Consider the following 16,352-nt stretch of genomic DNA (forward strand, 5'->3'; position numbering starts at 1 on the left):
GCGCCTGGCCCGTCGATTGACACCGCCATTGAGCCCGTCGCGGCCGACACCGCACGACGTTGACGCGGCGCAGACGCCACAGCTGGGGAGGGATGACGAATTGGGGATAACCGGCACCGGGACACGGAGCGGGCCCACAGTGCGGGCCGGCCAGTAGGTCGATGTGCTGCATCGGTGCCGCGGCCGGCCCGCACCACCTCGACGCTAACACAACTCCTGAATATCTGAACAGCTGAAAATATGACGGGGAGTCAGCCGCGCTCACGTTCGCGGCGGGCCATCTCGGCCAGCATGTTGTTGTAGGCGGCGAGGTCGGCGTCGTCGTCGCGGTCGGCGGCCCGGTCGAGCCGCTTGGCGGTGCGGTCGTCGCTGCGGCGCCATTGCACGAACAACGCGATCAGCACGATGACGAGCGGGACTTCACCCGCCGCCCAGGCGATTCCACCACCGAGCCGCTGGTCGCCGAGCAGATCGGTGTGCCAGCTGAGTTGCAACGAGCGGTAGAAACTCTCCCCCATCACCGCCTTGGTGCCCATCAGCACCACGCCGAAGAAGGCGTGCAGCGGCAGCGAGGCGAACACCACCGCCAGCTTGGCCAGCGGCGGTATCGGCCGCGGGGTGGGATCCACCCCGATCACCACCCAGTAGAACAGGTAGCCGCTGAGCAGGAAGTGCACGTTCATCGCGAGGTGAGCCGCATGGCTGCCCGCCACCGCGTCGAAGATGCCGCCGAAATACAGCCCGTAGAACCCGACGACGAAGAGCGCGGTCGCGACGAACGGATTGGTCAGCACCTGCGACACCCGGGAGTGCAACGCCGCCAGCAGCCATTCCCGGGGACCGGGCGGATCCGTGCGACCGGCGGCGGGCAGCGCCCGCAGCGCCAACGTGACGGGCGCACCGAGCACCAGCAGGATCGGCACGAGCATCGACAACAGCATGTGGGCGATCATGTGGATGCTGAACATGGCAGGCATGTAGCGGCCGATGCCCGACGACGTCGTCACGAGCAGGATCAGGCATCCCAGCAGCCACGCCACAATGCGGCCCGTCGGCCAGGCGTCGCCGCGGCGGCGCAGTCGGCGCACGCCCGCCAGGTAGACGACGGCGAACACGATGGCGGCGGTACCGAACACGAGGTCGAATCGCCAGTCGAACAGGAGTCGTCCTACGGTCGGCGGTCCGGCGAGGTCATAGCCGATCTCGACAGCAGGGATCGACAGGTTCGGGTTGACCGGAGGCGGCGGCGGTGTCCGCCCCAGCGCGACCGCCACGCCGAACGTGAGGCCGAAGATCACCGCTTCCACGAGCGCGAGGCGGACGAGGGGACCCCGGGCCGTCGGGTCCTGATTCAAAGCGGCCACTCCCCTGCGGCGCTGCTGCCAGCCCAGCACGCCCAGCGCCACCAGTGCCGTGACCTTGGCGAGCACGAGCACGCCGTAGCTGGTGCTGAACAGGCCGGAAGGCCGCATCCGCACCAGCGCGTTGATCACGCCGCTGAAGGCCATCGCCACGAAACACCAGAGCGCGACGGCCGAGAAGCGCCGGGTCGCCAGGGCGCTGTGGTCGCCGCCGCGCAGCACATGTACCAGCAGCGCCAGCAGTCCACCCGCCCACAGGGCGCCGGCCACCAGATGGATCAACAAACTGTTGGTCGCGACGTCGTGGGCGCCGCCGGACGACGAATGCCCGGATAAGGCCAGTGGTAGCAGCGTGACCAGCGAGGCGCCGAACAACACCGGCGTCCACGACCAGCGCAGCACCGGGATGCTCACCACGGTGACCAGGACGGCGAGCAGGGCGGTCCATCGCCATGCCCCGGCGATCTCGATCAGGTCGGCGACGGCCCAGATGTCGGCGGGACTCAGCCGCGTCGCGAGGGGTCTTCCGCTGACATCGGACACCGTCAGCGGCACCATCAGCACCGCGCACACCGCCCACACACCCGATGCGGCCGTCCCCATCCGCAGCGCGCGGTACCCCGAGACGTCGAGGACCTGGTTCTGCTGGGGCGGCACCAGGAACGCCGCGAACATGAAGGCCCCGGTCGCGGTCACCGCGGCGATCTCGCCGACGGCCTTGACGAACGGCAGGCCGTAGTTGGTCACCGGTCCCGGGTCCGGCAGTCCGGTCGCGGTCAACGCCTCGGCGATCGACAGGCCGGACAGCGCCGCCGCGGTGACACCGGCAAGGACGGCCACCCCGTAGAGCACCGACCACGCCCGACCACCGCGCAGCCCCGGCACTGCCGCGGGAGCTGCTGAGGTCATGCGCCCAGCGTATGACCTTGCGCCGAGCGATCTACGACACAGGGTCGTTGCGCAGCTCCCTGCGGTTGCGTTCCCGGGCGAAGAACTGTTCGCGCGAGTACGCGTCGACGGCATCCATATCGGTGAGGATTCCGCGCAGCTCGTGGCGGAACGCCCGGCGCCGGTCGGCCAGGTCGGCAGCAGGCTCGAGCAGATGCTGATCCGCGGCCACCTGCCGCGCGGTCGCGAACAGCAGCGCCGACACCGACTCGTTGCTCTGCACCCTGCCCTGGGCGACGTACTGCCGACCGAGCCCGAGCGCTTTGGTCGTCAGGTCCTTCTCGGCGATCTCGGCCGGCGCGTCGATCAGCACGTCGGCCACGATTTGGTACGCCTCGAAGAACGGGCGCAGCAGCGGCCCGGCGATCGCGGGCCGCTTCGCCCGCAGCAGAGCATCGATCTGCTCGCCGCCGGCCTCGACGTCGTTCTCCCAATCGGCATGCCAGGACATCTCTTCGGCGACGTGGTCGCGGAAGGCGGCGGAGTCGGCGAAATAGAACTCGAACTTCAACAGGTCGCGCAGACGCATCACCTGAGTCCAAAACGCTTGCAGGCGATCGGATTCCGTACGCGCCGCATGCGCAAGCGCAAGCTCGACCAGCGACGTCTCTAGGAATGCGTCGATGAGGGAGTTCCGGTAGAACGACGCCTCGAGTTCGTCCTTGGGTTCGATCGACCAGACAGGCTCTCGGCCGCCGTCCACCCGGGTCACCGGATGGCCGTTGGACAGCGCCTCGACTGCCACCCGGACACCTTCGGGCGTGCGTAACCGCAACGCGCTGTTGGTCATCGGTGTCTGCTTACGCTCCAGGTAGTCCAGCGAATCCTGCAGCGTGTGATGTAGCTGATCCAGGGTCAGCGCGACGCCACGGGTGCTCAGCAACAGTGCCGACACCAGCGCGGTGGCGTTGACCGGGGTCACCTGCAGAATCCGCCAGGCCACCTCGAAGGCCATCTTCTGCATCGCCAGGCGCTTGGCGGCCTCGTCGGTGGTCATCGGCCCGTGCGGTTCGCCGAGGTACTCGCGCATCGACACCGCGTCGGGGAAGCGGACGTAGATCTTCCCGTAGTTGCGCTCGCCCTGCGCTTTGATGAAATTGTACAGCCAGCTCACGCCTTCGGGCGTCTTCTCCCCGCCCCGGGCGTAGGCGGCGTACTCGGCGGTTTCATGCAACTGGTCGAAGCTGATCGACACCGGCTGCAGCAGGATGTCGTCGCTGCGGCCGTCCAGGTAGGCGTCGGCGACGTAGGCCAACAGACCGAGTTTGGGCGGCAACATCTTTCCGGTGCGGGACCGGGTTCCCTCGATCGCCCAGGACAGATTGAACCGCTTCTCGACGATATAGCCGACGAACTGGCGCAACACGTACTTGTACAGCGGATCGTCGAGCTTGCGCCGCAGGAAGATGACGCCGGAGCGGCGCATCAGCGGACCCATGAAGCCGAACGACAGGTTGATCCCGGCGAACGTGTGCACCGGCGGCAGCCGGTTCTCCTGCATCGCAACAGGCACGATCGCGCCGTCGAGGTAGGAGCGGTGGGAGAACAGCAGCACGGCCGGATGCGACTCCAGAGACTGGCGCATCCGTTCGACTTCGGCCCGGTCGTAGTCGATGTTGGGGTCGAACCCGCGGCTGAAGATCGCGCGCCCCAGCGACGGGATCAGGTCGACCGAGAAGCGACTCCACCCGGTACCGAGTTCGTCGAGCATCTCCCCGGCCTGCTCGATGGTGGCGCCGGGTATCTTGTCCAGCCCCTCCCGGAAGCGCGCCGACGCCAGCACCTCCGGCTTGATCAACTGTGGCGACTTGTATTCCGGTCCCAGCAGCCGCAATTCCACCCGCTCGATGGCCAGGATCGCCCGCCGGATCACGAACCGGGCGAATTCCCTGGGATTTTCGGCAACGGTGGTCTCACTCCAGCGTTGGCGCAGCTCGGACACCTTGGCCGGTTCGCCCGCGACGACCCTGGCACGAGACGGATCGCGCTTCAAGATGCGATGCTGCAACGCTTTTGGCGGGCAGTAGGTATCGCGCCCCGACAGCAGAGACACCACTTTGGACCGGGTCGGAAGACCGCCAGGGACCCAGAACACCCGCACCGGTACCACAGAGCGGTCCTCGTCGGCCTCCAGCAACTCGACCAGCTGCGCGAGCGCCGCGGGCGCCGGGTTGTCGTCGGCGGGCAGCTTGAGCACTTCGATCTTCGAGTCGGGATGCGCCCTGCGCTGACTGTGCAGCCAGTCGTTGAGGAGCGCCTGCTCGGCGGGCGAGGAGACCGCGGCCAGGACGAGGGCATCATCGACGGCGGTGTAGGCCGCGATGTCGTCGGCGCGGATTTTCATCGGGGGCCCTCGGATTCGTCGGGACGCTTGTCGGGCACCTCGCTGGACGCTTTCGTCTGGACGGCCTTGGCGGGCTTCTTGCGGGCCGGCGTTTTCTTCGCCGCCGCTTTCTTCACAGGCGCCTTCTTCGCCGCCGTCTTCGCGGGCGCCTTCTTCACGGCCGCTTTCTTGGCTGCCGCCTTCTTCGCGGGCCTCGCCCGCGTGTACAGCTCGGGAAGCGTGAGGTCGTCGTGCGGCCAGTCGGTGAGGGTGTCCAGGTACAGCCGGCGGATCTCCTCGATGCGCTCCGGCAGGTTGTCGTGCGTCCAGTCGTCGACCGGGATCGGCGGGTAGACAACGACATCGACGGTACCGGGGTTGAACGTGCTCGCGTCGCGTGCAGCGATCACCTCCGCGTTGCGAATGACGATCGGCACGATCGGGATACCCGCCGACATCGCGATGCGGAACGGCCCCTTCTTGAACTCTCCCACCTCGGTGGTGTCCAGGCGCGTGCCCTCAGGGGCGATGAGGATCGAGAGCCCCTTGCGCGCAAGATCTTCCACTTTCCGCAGACCCTCGATGGCCTTCTGTGGATCGTCACGGTCGATGAACGCGGCGTCCATGATCTTGCCCATGGTGCCGACGATCGGGTCGTTCTCCAGCTCTTTCTTGCCCACCGAGGTGAAGTTGTCGTTGACCAGCCGGCCGGCGATCAAGGGGTCGGCCTGATTGCGGTGATTGAAGATGAACACCGCGGGGCGCTGCGCGGTCAGGTTCTCCTTGCCGAGCACCTGCAGGTTGATGCCGATGGTGTTGAGCAGCGTGCGGCCGAACATCGACGTGAAGAAGTTGACACCGGTACGCCGGTTGCGGGTCAGGATGCCGACGCCCAACGCCCCGGCCGCGATGGGCACCATGGACGCGATACCTGCGACGGTGCGCAGCTGCGACGTGGGACTGGAACCGCTGCGGCTGCTGAAGCGAAGGATCGGCCATCCCCGTTTGGCAGCGACGGCCGCCATCTTTCCTGCCGGGTTGGTGGGACGAGGATTGCCGACCAGGTACATCAGCGCGACGTCCTCGTCACCGTCGGCGTAAAAATAGCTCTGGGACAGGTCGACGTCGTTGGCAGCCGCGAACTCCTGCACCGCCCTGGCCTTACCCGGACCCCAGATGATGGGCCGCTGCACCTCGCCGGTGATCAACCCGTCGTCGTCGGTCTCGAACTTGTTGCTCAGCACGTTGTTGATGCCGAGGAACCGCGCGACCGGCTCGACCTGCACGGTCAGTGCCGAGGAGCTGAGCACGACGGTGTGGCCGCGCGCCATGTGCGCCCGCACGATCTCGCGCATCTCGGGATAGATACGGCTGACGATCTTCTGGACGAAAAGACGTTCGGCGAGCTCGTCGATGTCGTCCACCGAGTTGCCGCGCAGCATGCGCGCGCCCTTGCCGATGAGGTCCTCGAATTCGGAACGACCGAGTTGATGGTTGAGACCCGCCTGGACCATGCCGATGAACTCGCCGACCGACATCTGCCTGCGGCGCAGCCGATCCTGCGTCATGACGACGCCGGTGAACCCGGCGACGAGCGTCCCGTCCAGGTCGAAGAACGCGCCCACCCCGGGCCCGGTGGGACTTGCTGCGATCTCGGCGACCGAACCCGGGAGCCGGAGCTGGCGGGCCGATGTCTCGGATGTCATTGCTGGCCACTTCCATTCAGTTGGGCGGAGCGTGCGAGGGGTGCCGGGTCTTCGGTGGATGTCGCGGGCGACGCCGTGGCGTCGCCGCCGAGGGCCAGGACTTCGTTGAAGCCGGCCAGCAGACATTGCGCGAACAGGTCAGGGTCGGTGATCGAGGCGCGATCGTAGCGGGCGGTGATGGTGCAGTAGCCCGACCGGGATATCAGAACCACCATCATCGCGACCCCGGGCAGTGGCCCAAGGCCGTACTGGCGCAACACTTTCGCCCCGGCGATGAAGGTGTCTCCCGCGTAGACGGGTACATTGCTTGCTTGCACGTCGGAGTTCACGATGGAGCCTGCCATCGTCTCCAGCACCGTGTCGGGAAGCAGGCTGACCACCGGGGCGATCGCACCGACCATGTCGAGCGCACGCTCGTCGCGCTTACGGGTCATCTGTGACCGGATGTCCTTGATGCGGACCGCAGGATCGGTCCGGCCGATGGGTGCGGCGAGATTCACACCGGCGAATCTGTTGCCGCCCGCCGGATCCGCGTCGGATCGAAGGTTCACCGGTACCGCCATCGGCAACGTGTCGATCGGCACGCCCTTGGCCTCGTGGTAGAGCCGCAGGGCACCGCACAGGCCGGCGAGATACGCGTCGTTGATGGAGCCGCCCGCGGATTTGGCGGCGCGGTGTAGGTCCCCGAACACGATGTCGATGGCCTCGCTGCGTGATGACAGGCTGCGGCGGCGCAGAATCGGCGACGGGTCGGCGACCGCGCCGACCACACGCACGCCCGACATCGCGTAGTCGATCACACTGCCCAGCCGCGAGATCGGGTCACGCACCACATGGCCGATCGCCTGGGCGGTGCCGAAGAGCGCATCGCGCACTCCACCGGCGACGGTGACCGGTAGACGGTTGAGGCCGCTACGCATCAGGTCATTCGGCGAGAGGTCGGACGGGATGGGCAGCGGCGCAATGGGCTGCGGTGGCGGGTCACGCTCAAGGTCGTAGAGGTTGGCGAACATCTCGACGCCGCCGACGCCATCGGTGACCGCGTGGCTGAGATGGACCATCAGCGCGGCCTGCCCGTTCTCGACCCCTTCGATGAGTGTGGCGGTCCACAGCGGGCGGGAGATGTCGAGCGGCGACTGGGCGGCGACCTCGGCGAGATCCATCACCTGACGGAAAGTCCCCGGCTCCGGGACGCGGACCCGGCGCAGATGGAAATCGAGGTTGAAATCGGGGTCGACCACCCAGCGGGGAGCGGCGGTGGGAAGCGTCGGCGTCACGACCTTCTGCCGCAGCCGCAGCACCTTGCGGGAGGCGTTCTCGAAACGGGCGCGGAAGGTGTCCCAGTCCGGGGTGGTGTCGAGCAACTCAACGGTCATGATGCCCGAACGGGTACGCGGGTTGGCTTCGCCGCGGTGCAGGATCTGGTCGAGCGGGCTGAGTTCCTCCGGGAGTCCGGCCGCATCCAGTTCCGGCGCATTACTCATGCGCACCAAACTAGTCGTCGGCCGTGAGAGGCGGAGTCGCTTTAACGGCTGTTGCGGCGGGGGCCGCCGACGGAGCTCGTCGAGTAGCCACGCTCTGAAGCTCAGCCTGGAACCTCGGATGGCAGCGTGCGGAATGCAGCGGCGCGGGGGTCGCCCTTGTCCTTCGTATGGTGAATTCCCATCGGGCGCAGATTACGGGTCGACGCCGACAACGGACTGCGGCGATTCGGTAGGGTGATCGCGCGCCGGCCCCCGTAGCTCAGCGGATAGAGCAGCCGCCTTCTAAGCGGTTGGTCGCAGGTTCGATCCCTGCCGGGGGCGCTCAATCGCTCGTCGCCGTCAGGCCGCCAGGACCAGCTCACGGGACTGCGGCGTCCAGATGGTGGTGTTGACCCCGCCGGCATGCGGTTCCCGCCGGCAGAAGCCTGCTCACGACATCGATCGGGTGGAGACCGCTCCCGAAACTCGCACCGGCGCCCGCCGTCGGGGGTTAGCCAGAGGGCGTGAAGTCCTCGGCGAGGAACGCGAGCAGCACGGCGTTGAACTCGTCGGCGTGGGTGACGGGTATGCCGTGCGGCCCGCCGGAGATCACGTGCAACCGGCTGTCGGGAAGCGCCTCGTGAGTGCGCTTTCCCGAGCCCTCGAACGGGACGGTCGCGTCGCTGTCGCCATGGATCACAAGGCTCGGCACGGTGACCTTCGGCAGGTCCTCGCGAAAGTCGGTGCCGCCGAACGCCGCCATACACGCGATCGACGCCGGCTTGCTGGCTTCCGCGCACATGCCCAGTGCCTGCCGGCGTTGCTCTTCGGTGATGAGAAGTCGGCCGTCGACCGAGAACACGTCGGTCATCAGGTGGTCGTAGAACGAATCCTGGTTGGCGGTCAGTGACGCTGCCATCTTCGCGGCGTCCTTCGCGCCCAACGGCCCGTCCGGATTGTCCTTGCGGTGGGACATGAAGGGCGTCACCGGCGCCGCGAAGACCACACTGCGCAGACGCGCCACACCCTTGCGCGCACAGTAACTGGCCACCTCTCCCCCGCCCATCGAATACCCGACCAGCGTCCCGTCGCGCACGTCGAGTTCTTCCAGTACCGCGGACAGGTCGTCGGACAGACTTTCGTAGGTGTAGCCGATCAGTGGCTTGTCGCTGCGGCCGAAGCCGCGGCGGTCGTAGGTGATCACCCGGTAGCCGGCGTCGCGGAGCGTGTCGACCTGGCCGGCCCACGAGTCACCGTTCAAGGGCCACCCGTGGATGAGCACGACGGGACGGCCGTCCCCACCGGTGTCGTCGACGTGCAGGTTGGTGGTGCGAAGTAGGCCGCGGTAGGCGGTGATCGCGGTCATGCCCGAGGTGTCCTCTCGTCGGCGTCAGCTGTTGAGCCTGTACCCACGCCGCCGCACCGGGCTACCTCGCTGTGCGTTCGATCACGGTCGCCAGCCCGTCGAGCACCCTGGCCAGGCCGAACTCGTAGGCGTGCTCGACGCTGTACGCGCTGTCATACGCTTCGCCTGCCGCAGCGCCCACACGCGCGGCCAGTGGATACCGCTCGGTGTCGAACACCGTGGCCAACAGCGGTTCCGCCCGCTCCCACCACGCGTGGTCACTCATACCGCTGTCGGCCTGGGCGGTGCGCGCATCGACGCCGATGCGCGCGACCGACGTCACGAAGCCCAGCACGTAGGTCAGCGCGGAGTCCATGTCGAGGTCGCTGAGACCGAGCCCGTCGAAGGCACGGAGCTCGTGTTCGTACTTCGCGATCATCCCCGGACCCAGCGGCGGGCGGGTGGTCGCGAGCTGCACCACCCACGGATGCGCGTCGAGCATCGCGCGGTTCTCCGCTGCGATCGCGGATACCTTGTCCCGCCAGGGCTTTCCGTCCACATCCGTGCGCGGCATCTGCGCGTAGACGGTGTCGAGCATGAGGTCGAGAAGCTCGGTCTTGCCCGGGACGTAGGTGTAGGTCGCCATGGGTGCGATGCCCAGTTTGGCGGCAACGGCACGGATGGTGAGTGCGCCGAGCCCGTCGGCGTCTGCGATGTCGAGGGCCGCGGCGATGACCGCGTCGACGGTGGTGCGTTGTTTCGGCCCGCGGCTCGCTCGCGTGGCGTCCTGTGCGCGCCACAGCAGTCGCAGCGTGCGCTCGGGGTCGCCGGCACTGGTGCGCTCGGGCTTGTCCACGGGCTGATCGTAGCCGCCGCGGCATTGTCCGTACACTGTACTATGTACATCGTACGGAGTTACTGACCGAAGGAGACCCGATGCCTCAGCAAGCTGTGTTCGCGCCCTCACCCGCCGACGTGGACGACGTGCTGGCGTGGTTCGCCCGCTACGACGCGCTGGCTGTCGCCAAGGACATCGACGGTATGGCCGATCAGGCGATGTTCCCGCTCAACGAGGTGACCGACGGGCACGCCGAATCGTGTGACCGGCAACGGTTCATCACGCAGATGGCGGAACACGTCGGCGGCGCCGAGGACATCACGATGGACTCGGTGCGTACACCTCACTTCATCAACGAGAACCTGGTGTTCGTGATCACCGACGCCACCATCACGGCGGGCGATGTCAGCCAGCAGGTCCGGTACGGCGATCTGCTGGTCAAGTCCGACGGGGCCTGGAAGTTCCAGACGATGGTGCAGGGCGGCTGGGGCGACGTCTGAGCCACGCCGAAACTGAACTTGTGTGCGAGATCGTGGTCAAAAGTCGCGCACACGTTCAGTTTCGGCGATAGGTATCGCCGGTTACGCGAGCAGCGAACGCTGTTCCGCGACGGCCGTTGTCGTGGAAATGTCGCCCGGGTGACTGTGCACACCACCTCGCTGAGGCACGAGATCGACGACGACCACTTCGACAGCGTCCTGGTCCGCGCCGACGACGCCATCGGCGCGCCCGTCCCGCCCACGGTGCTCGTGTTCCACGGAATGGAGGGCCGCAGCGACGCCCAGCTGCAGTTCGCGGTGCGTCTGGCCGAGCTGGGCTATCAGGCCATCGCGGTGGACCTCTTCGGCGAGAAGGTCAGCCGGGGCGGCATGGACGCCACCGGTGCCGCGATGGCCGGGTTCGTCGCAGACCGGGCAGCCCTCGCAGGCCGTCTCACGACAGTGCTGGAGACGTTGACCGCAGCGCCGCAGGTGGACGCCGACCGCATCGCGGCCATCGGATTCTGCTTCGGCGGCCTGTGCGTGCTCGATCTGGCCCGCGCCGGCCACCGGCTCGCCGGTGTCGTCAGCTTCCACGGACTGCTCACTCCCGCAACGGGATTGACCGAGCGTCAGGTGACCGCCAAGGTCATTGTGTTCCACGGTTGGGATGACCCTTTCGCGCCACCGGAGGATGTGGTCGCGCTGGGACGTGAATTCTCCGGGCGCGGCATCGACTGGCAGCTGCACGCCTACGGAAACACCCTGCACGCATTCATGGCACCGTTCGCCGACGACCCGGCGCGGGGAGTGCTTTTCAGCGAATCCGCATCGCGCCGGGCATGGACGTCGGCCACCACCTTCCTCGCCGAATGCTTCGATCGCGAGATCGACTAGCCCCCGCCCCCTGCACACTCGGGGTATGGCCGAGTACTGGAACCACAACACCGCCTATCACCCGTGGGTCATCTCGCTCGCCACGAGGAACCCCGGTGACGTCCTCGACGTCGGCTGCGGCGACGGACTGCTGGCCGGGCGGCTGGCGCCGGTGTCGCGTTCGGTGATGGGCATCGATCCCGATCCCGCCGCGCTGGGACGCACGCACGACCGCACTGCCGGACTGGACCGTGTCCGGCTGGGGCACACGTCGTTCGACGACTTCGACCCCGGTGACGCCCGCTTCGACCTGATCACGTTCGTCGCGACCATCCACCACATGGATCTGACTTCGGCCCTGCTCAAGGCCCGCACGCTGCTGCGGCCGTCCGGGCAGATCGCGATCGTCGGCCTCAGTGCGAACAAGACCGTGCGGGACTGGCTCTGGTCGGCGTTGTGCCTGCCCGCGGTGCGGATCGCCTCCGCGGTGCATCGCGAGACCCGCGATGTCGGGGTGGTCGTGGCGGACCCGCGGGAGAACCTCGACGAGATCCGCGCCGTCGCCGACACCGTGATCCCCGGTGCCGAGGTGCGGCGTGCGCTCTACTACCGCTATCTGCTGCGGTGGCAGCGGACCGTAGGCTGACCGATCGATGACCACCCATCAGGACAACCCGGCCGACCAGCGTCTGGCCGTGCTCCCCGAGAGCGGCTACGTGTACCGGACCGCGTGGCGCGCAGCCACCGGCGACATCGGCGGTGACCTGCACCTGCGGCTCGACAGCGTCGCCCGCTACATCCAGGAGGTCGGCGCGGAGAACCTCGTCGACGCCGGGGAAGCCGAGGAGCATCCGCACTGGCTCGTCCAGCGCACGGTGATCGACGTCATCGAACCGATCGAGTTCCCGAACGAGATCTCGTTCAGCCGGTGGTGTTCAGCCCTGTCGTCGCGCTGGTGCACGATGCGCGTGGACCTCGTCGGCAGCGACGGCGGCCGCATCGAGACCGAAGGCTTCTGGATCGCGATCAACGCGAAAACGCTCACCCCTCAACGGGTCACCGACACGCTGATCGAGCGGTTCGCCTCGACGACGACAGAGCATCGGCTGAAGTGGCGTCCGTGGCTGGACAACCCCGCCGACCCGGACGAATCGATGCCCTTCGCCCTGCGGCGCACCGACATCGACCTCTTCGAGCACGTCACCAACACCGCCTACTGGCACGCGGTGCACGAAGTCGCGGCGCTGGTGCCCGAGGTGTGCACGCCTCCGTACCGCGCCGTGATCGAGTACCGCCGGCCCATCAAGTACGGCGAGGACGTGACCATCCGGTGGTTCCGCACGGGCGGGCCGGACGCACCGCAGGTCCACCTTGCGCTGACCGTCGGTGATTATGTCCGCGCCGCGGGGCTGTTGCGCACGCTGTAACCGCGCCCACCGAACGTGCCCGACCTCGAGTCTCGGTGAGTGAGATCGCGCATTGTCTGCCGTTAACCCGCCGTTCACCGTGGGCGCTGTCTTTAACCAACGGTGGGAGGAATTGTCCATGAACGATGGATCGGACGCGACGAAGACCGCGCGTGCGCGGTACCGGGGCGCTGCAGTGAGGCGCGTTCTGGGCGTCGTGATGACCGCACTGGCACTGCTGGTCGGTGCGGCGGTGCCCGCGTCGGCGGCCGAGCTGATGCGGGTCACCTTCGTACGCCACGGTCAGTCAGCAGGCAACGCGTCCGGGCTGATCGACACGTCGACGCCGGGCCCGGTCCTGACATCGACGGGCCAGGTGCAGTCCCAGGCGGTGGCCGGACTGCTCGGCGACAACAACTACGACGCCATCTACGCGTCGACGATGGTGCGGACCCAGCTCACCGCGGCGCCGATGTCGCAGTACCTGCGGCTGCCGATCCAGGTGCTGGCGGGCCTGCAGGAGATCGAGGCCGGCGTCTTCGAGGGAACCCCCGAAAGCCAGGCGTCCACCGGGTATGGCCTGTTCCCGCTCGCCTGGGCGATCCAGGGCAACCGTGACCTGCGGATCCCCGGATCGATCGACGGCAATGAGTTCGACGCGCGCGTCGATGGTGCGCTGAAAACGATCTACGACAACGGTGACCGCAACGCCGTCATCTTCTCGCACGGCGGCGCCATCATGTTCTGGACGATGATGAACGTGCAGAACCTCACGGCTGCGGAGAAGATCGACCTGTTGCGGACCGCGCCATTGAGCAACACCAACTACGTGGTCATCGACGGCAACGACGAAGACGGCTGGACGCTGGTCAACTGGAACGGCAGGCTGTTCAGCCCCGAACCCACCCTGAGCGCCGAGATTCGGCGACAGTGGCGAACGCTGAACCGCCAACTCACAGCCAACAACAGGGTTTTCCTGGACTCGTTCGCCTCGCGCGACTTCGCCACGATCGCGACGGCATTCAACCGCAGCATCGCGGACAACGTCTTCTCGATCTCGAAGTACCACAAGGCGATCCAGGCGAAGGTCATCAGCGATCTGAGCAAGGTGTTCGCGCGTCCGGCCGAGGAGGAGCCGACCACGGCAGCTACGCTCGCCGCGCCCGTCGACGCCGTGTCGACCGCAGGGGTCGGCGCCGGCCCGGCGGAGACCGCGTCTCGCTCAGTCGCGCCGGCCGGGCGGTCCGACAGCGACGACGCACCCGTCGCCGAGGAGGTCGTGACGACCGATGACGTCGCGGACACCGAGGACACCGGCTCGGAGGACGGCACCGCGGAGGCCTCCGATGACGTCACCGTGGACGTCGCCGAGGACGTCACCGAGGACGTCACCGAGGTTGAAGCCGACGACACCGAGAAGGGCACCGCCGACGACGACACCCCGGCCGACCGGACAACGACCGATGCGGACTCGTCCGCTGATTCCGGCAGCGGTGACAGCGCCGGCAGCGCCGCGAACCGCGAGGCCGCATAGGTAGCAGGCACGAGCGGCCGGAGCCGTTGTCGATCGGCCCCTTCGCCACCAGGCGGAGGGGCCGATCCACGTGTCTCGGTAATTTCCCGCCATCCCGGGCCTGCCGCCCTACCGTGTCGGTGTGACCGTGCACGCTGACGCACCGACGTCGATGGTCGCCCGGGTGGCGCTGATCCTCGGCGCGTTCGAGCAGGCGGGCAAGGTCCTGCGCCTCGACCAGGTGGCGACGCGGGCCGGACTCCCCCGCTCGTCGGTGCACCGAATCCTCACCCAGTTGCATGACGCAGGTCTTCTCCTGCACCGGCCGGACGGCTACTGCCTGGCCGCCTCGTCGTTGCCCGCGGCAGGCGATCATTCGGCACTGCGAGGGGTCGCGTCGCCGGTCCTGGAGCGGTTGCACTCCGACACCAGCCTGGTCGTCCACCTCGGCGTGCTCGTGGGCGCCGAGGTCGTCTACCTGGACAAGGTTTCTGGCAGTAGCGGGGTCACCGTCCCTGCCGGTGTCGGAGGCCGCACCCCGGCGCACGCGAGCGCACTGGGCAAGGCCATGCTCGCCATGCTGGCCGCCGAGGATGTCGATTCACTGCACTCCGCGCCGCTGCGCAAGAGCACCCCGGCCACGATCGCCGACCTGCCCACGCTGCATCAGGAGCTGGCCAGGATCCGGTCTCGGCACGGCCTGGCCTACGACGATCAGGAGCTGACGGTGGGGCTGGCGAGCATCGCGGCCCCCATCCGCAGCTCGGACGGTGGACTCGCAGGCCTCTCCCTCACCGGTGCCGCGCCGGCGCAGCGACTGAAACGGATGGCGCCGTTCCTCACCCGCGCCGCGCGGGGCATCTCGGAACGCATCGGCGCGTCCACTCCGGCCACCGGACATCAGGCCGACCTCGCCGCGGTCACCGACGACATGCTGTCCCGTGTGCTGCGGACCCTGTCCTCCGACGACTGGGTGTGACGCGTTACCAGATGAGGTCGTCGACCTCGAGGCCCAGCGCGAAACGTCCCGCAACGGACAGCACCTGCTCCACGTTGCTGGACACGTGCCGGGCGGCAGTCTGCACGTCCCGCCACAGCCGCTCCAGCAGTGGGTCGTCCGCGGTGCGGCCCGGGTCGTGGACCACGGTGCGCACCGCCCGCATCGCACGTTCGCAGGCCATCACCTGATCGCGGCGCGCACGCAGCACCATCTCCGCGTCAGGGGTCTCACCTGAGCGGATACGACCGACGAGCTCACCCACGTTGCGCCGGATCTGCAGCAGTGACACCTCGATGTCGCCGAGCGCCGTCGCGACCGGGCTCAGCGGCGGCGCCGTTCCGGGCTGCTGCGTCTGCAGTGCCCGCTGGGCGGCGCCGAGCAGCGGCATGGTCCCGGCCAGAGTGAACACGGTGGGCTGCGGCAGCATGTCCAGCGGCGCCGCGGCGACACTCTGGTCGAAATGCAGCCAGCTGAACACGCGATGTTCCGGGACGAAGGCCCCCGCGACCACCACGTCGTGCGCGCCGATCCCTTTCAGGCCCAGCCCATTCCACGTCGATTCGACAACGAAGTCGGACCGGGGCACCAGTACCGCCATGAAGTCCTGGGCGGCCCCGTCCGGCCCTACCCGCAGCCCGGCGGCGCTGAGCCACGACGCGTGATCGGCGCCCGTGCAACGGGTCCAACGGCCGGACAGCCAGAACCCGCCCTCGACACGGCGCAGACGCCCCGTCGGCGCGTACGACGAACAGAGCAGCGCGCGTGGCTCAGAACCCCAGATCTCCTGCAGCACACGATCGTCGCGCACCGACAGACCCCAGTTGTTGACCCCGAGCCACCCGGCCAGCCAGCCCGTCGACATGCACGCCGACGACAGCTCGCGCGTCGCCGTCAGATACACGTCGGGATCGGCGTCGAGTCCACCGAACGCCGGCGGCTTCAGCAGCGAGAAGTAGCCGGCGTCATGGAGCCGCTCGACCACATCCGGATCGACGTGGCCACGACGATCGACATCTGCAGCGGACGCCGAGATCGCGGGCAGCAGCGCCCGCACCGAGTGCAGGACAATCTGCGGTGACAGACCTGCTCTCATC

General features: G+C 67.8%; 13 protein-coding genes and 1 tRNA gene. 7 read left to right on the forward strand and 7 right to left on the reverse strand.

What is annotated here, in order from left to right:
• Positions 1–251 precede the first annotated feature (251 nt).
• The 4 genes from EL337_RS18995 to EL337_RS19010 are packed head-to-tail and all read right to left on the reverse strand — an operon-like array spanning position 252 to position 7,822.
• A complete protein-coding gene (locus EL337_RS18995; RefSeq protein ID WP_048632050.1) occupies positions 252–2,270 on the reverse strand; it encodes a bifunctional copper resistance protein CopD/cytochrome c oxidase assembly protein in 2,019 nt (672 codons plus the stop codon).
• Between the two features lie 31 nt (positions 2,271–2,301).
• Positions 2,302–4,653, reverse strand: a complete 2,352-nt coding sequence (locus EL337_RS19000; protein ID WP_048632049.1) for a glycerol-3-phosphate 1-O-acyltransferase — start codon at positions 4,651–4,653, stop codon at positions 2,302–2,304.
• Positions 4,650–6,338: an HAD-IB family hydrolase/lysophospholipid acyltransferase family protein gene (locus EL337_RS19005; RefSeq protein ID WP_048632048.1), complete on the reverse strand. Its 1,689-nt coding sequence runs from the start codon at positions 6,336–6,338 to the stop codon at positions 4,650–4,652. Before EL337_RS19005 ends, EL337_RS19000 begins: the two co-directional genes overlap by 4 nt.
• Entirely contained in the window at positions 6,335–7,822 is a 1,488-nt protein-coding gene (locus EL337_RS19010) for a wax ester/triacylglycerol synthase family O-acyltransferase (RefSeq protein WP_048632047.1), read from the reverse strand. Before EL337_RS19010 ends, EL337_RS19005 begins: the two co-directional genes overlap by 4 nt.
• A 248-nt stretch (positions 7,823–8,070) precedes the next feature.
• Here EL337_RS19010 and EL337_RS19015 point away from each other — a divergent pair.
• A tRNA-Arg gene (locus EL337_RS19015) sits at positions 8,071–8,143 on the forward strand.
• Positions 8,144–8,312: 169 nt separating this feature from the next.
• On the opposite strand, the gene EL337_RS19020 is transcribed toward EL337_RS19015, so the two are convergent.
• Positions 8,313–9,167, reverse strand: coding sequence for an alpha/beta fold hydrolase (locus EL337_RS19020; RefSeq protein WP_048632046.1), 855 nt, complete (start codon positions 9,165–9,167; stop codon positions 8,313–8,315).
• Positions 9,168–9,228: 61 nt separating this feature from the next.
• Positions 9,229–10,002: a TetR/AcrR family transcriptional regulator C-terminal domain-containing protein gene (locus tag EL337_RS19025; RefSeq protein WP_048632153.1), complete on the reverse strand. Its 774-nt coding sequence runs from the start codon at positions 10,000–10,002 to the stop codon at positions 9,229–9,231.
• Between the two features lie 80 nt (positions 10,003–10,082).
• Between EL337_RS19025 and EL337_RS19030 the strand changes: the two genes are divergently transcribed.
• The 6 genes from EL337_RS19030 (at position 10,083) to EL337_RS19055 (ending at position 15,237) form a co-directional block, all read left to right on the forward strand.
• Complete coding sequence (locus EL337_RS19030) at positions 10,083–10,484, forward strand: hypothetical protein (protein WP_048632045.1); 402 nt, start codon at positions 10,083–10,085, stop codon at positions 10,482–10,484.
• 138 nt (positions 10,485–10,622) lie between these two features.
• A complete protein-coding gene (locus tag EL337_RS19035) occupies positions 10,623–11,360 on the forward strand; it encodes a dienelactone hydrolase family protein (protein ID WP_048632044.1) in 738 nt (245 codons plus the stop codon).
• Positions 11,361–11,385: 25 nt separating this feature from the next.
• A complete protein-coding gene (locus EL337_RS19040; protein ID WP_048632043.1) occupies positions 11,386–11,985 on the forward strand; it encodes a class I SAM-dependent methyltransferase in 600 nt (199 codons plus the stop codon).
• A 7-nt stretch (positions 11,986–11,992) separates the two neighbouring features.
• Positions 11,993–12,766 carry an acyl-[acyl-carrier-protein] thioesterase gene (locus EL337_RS19045; protein WP_048632042.1) on the forward strand — a complete coding sequence of 258 codons (774 nt, stop codon included), beginning with the start codon at positions 11,993–11,995 and terminating at the stop codon, positions 12,764–12,766.
• A gap of 118 nt (positions 12,767–12,884) precedes the next feature.
• A complete protein-coding gene (locus EL337_RS19050) occupies positions 12,885–14,279 on the forward strand; it encodes a histidine phosphatase family protein (RefSeq protein ID WP_048632041.1) in 1,395 nt (464 codons plus the stop codon).
• 121 nt (positions 14,280–14,400) lie between these two features.
• A complete protein-coding gene (locus EL337_RS19055; protein ID WP_232786778.1) occupies positions 14,401–15,237 on the forward strand; it encodes an IclR family transcriptional regulator in 837 nt (278 codons plus the stop codon).
• A 4-nt stretch (positions 15,238–15,241) separates the two neighbouring features.
• On the opposite strand, the gene EL337_RS19060 is transcribed toward EL337_RS19055, so the two are convergent.
• Positions 15,242–16,351, reverse strand: a complete 1,110-nt coding sequence (locus EL337_RS19060) for an acyl-CoA dehydrogenase family protein (protein WP_048632040.1) — start codon at positions 16,349–16,351, stop codon at positions 15,242–15,244.
• Between the last annotated feature and the right edge of the window lies 1 nt (position 16,352).

The sequence above is a fragment of the Mycolicibacterium aurum genome, assembly GCF_900637195.1.
GTDB lineage: Bacteria > Actinomycetota > Actinomycetes > Mycobacteriales > Mycobacteriaceae > Mycobacterium > Mycobacterium aurum.